Source organism: Blautia sp. AF14-40 (assembly GCF_003479665.1).
GTDB classification, from domain to species: Bacteria; Bacillota; Clostridia; order Lachnospirales; family Lachnospiraceae; genus Fusicatenibacter; species Fusicatenibacter saccharivorans.
In genome coordinates this window covers 1-1,625 of the sequence record NZ_QUHK01000071.1, presented here as the reverse complement: position 1 = coordinate 1,625, position 1,625 = coordinate 1, and the positions used below count along the sequence as shown (strand labels likewise).

At 31.3% G+C, this 1,625-nt stretch carries 2 protein-coding genes and 1 pseudogene; all 3 read left to right on the top strand.

All coding sequences use genetic code 11. The annotated features are described in order from the left end of the window. Nucleotides 1–497 (top strand): annotated as a pseudogene (locus tag DWW13_RS17940) (polysaccharide biosynthesis C-terminal domain-containing protein); the annotation flags it as partial. 18 nt (nt 498–515) lie between these two features. Beyond that, nucleotides 516–725, top strand: a complete 210-nt coding sequence (locus DWW13_RS17935) for a 4Fe-4S dicluster domain-containing protein (protein WP_118720779.1) — start codon at nt 516–518, stop codon at nt 723–725. 35 nt (nt 726–760) lie between these two features. Then, on the top strand, nt 761–1,625 hold an 865-nt coding region (locus DWW13_RS17930), incomplete at its 3' end, for a Coenzyme F420 hydrogenase/dehydrogenase, beta subunit C-terminal domain (RefSeq protein WP_118720777.1).

The following is a 1,625-nucleotide window of genomic DNA, read 5'->3' as shown; positions in this document are numbered from 1 at the left end:
CTGAAATGATGTCTGTTTTAGCTGGTAAAAAATATATAGAAGCAGTATATTGTATTCCTCCGATTATTATTGGACTTCAGTTTTCTTTTATGTATTCATTGTTTGCAAATGTTGAATTTTTTTACGAAGAAAACAAGTATACAATGTATATTTCAATGGCCGGAGCGGTAATAAATGTTGTATTAAATTATTTTGGAATTAAGTATTTTGGTTTTATTGCAGCTGCATATACAACAGCAATTTGCTTTGCTGCTTTTACATACTTTCATTATACCTATATGTCAAAACGTGTAAAAGAAAAGGAAAATATTGATGTGTTCTTTAATGGAAAAAGGTATTTTCTTATTGGTTTTGTAACTTCCGTATTATGTTTATCGGTCATGCTATTATACGGATATCCCTTAATTCGCTATATAATTATTGCTGTTGCGATTCTGATTGGATGGTTCTTTAAAAATAAAATATCAATGATTTGGCGTACTATAAAAAGAAAATAATAAGGTAAATGGTGAGTTATGGAAGAAAAAATAGTTTTGTATATAGAAAAGGCTCAATGTTGTGGCTGTTCTGCCTGTTATAGTGTATGTCCGGCTAATGCAATTACTATGGTTCCAGACGAAGAAGGATTCTTGTATCCTGAAATTGACTTTTGTAAATGTATCGGGTGTAAAAAATGCATTAAAACTTGTGTTTTTAAAACGAATCAAGCAGAAAAAGGTTTTTAATCTATCAATTATATTACACGGAAGGAAAATAGAAAATGTTTAGTTCACCACAAGTTTATGGCGTAAAACACAAAGATGAATCTATTAGACTAGAGTCGCGATCAGGAGGCTTTTTTACCGCAATATCAGATTATGTATTAGAAAATAATGGTGTTGTATATGGATGTAGTTTAAATGGTGATAACAGTAAGGCGCAACATTGCAGAGCTACAACGAAAACAGAGCGCGATAAAATGCGAGGTTCTAAATATATTCAAAGTGAGATTGGAGATTGCTATAAGCGTGTTAGGGATGATTTAAAGGATGGATATACAGTACTTTTTTCTGGAACGTCTTGTCAAATCGCAGCTTTAAAAGCAGTTTTACAAAAGGATTATTCTAATTTAATTTTGGTAGATATAATATGCCATGGAGTACCGAGTCCAAAAGTATGGAAAGATTATTTAGAGTGGGCGGAGCAGAAATATAAGTCAAAATGTATAGGGGTTGATTTTAGAAACAAAAAAAAGTTTGGATGGGCGGCACATAAAGAAACGTTACAGTTAAAAGACTATAGAGGAAAAGTTAAGTGCTTTCATAGTGAAGTATTTAAAAATATGTTCTATTCCCATTATACTATTAGGCCAAGTTGCTATAAATGTCCCTATAAGGATATTATGCATCCTGCAGATATAACAATTGCTGATTTTTGGAAAATAGATAGTGCAATTCCGGGATTTAATGATGATAAAGGCGTTTCCTTGGTTTTAATTAATAATGAAAAAGGCGAAAAAGTTTTTGACTTGATAAAAAAAGATTTAATCTACCAAACTAGTACAGTAGAAAAATGTATGATGTCTACTATGCAAAGACCATTTTCAAAGCCAGAGGATAGAGAAGAATTTTGGGATTCATATTTAA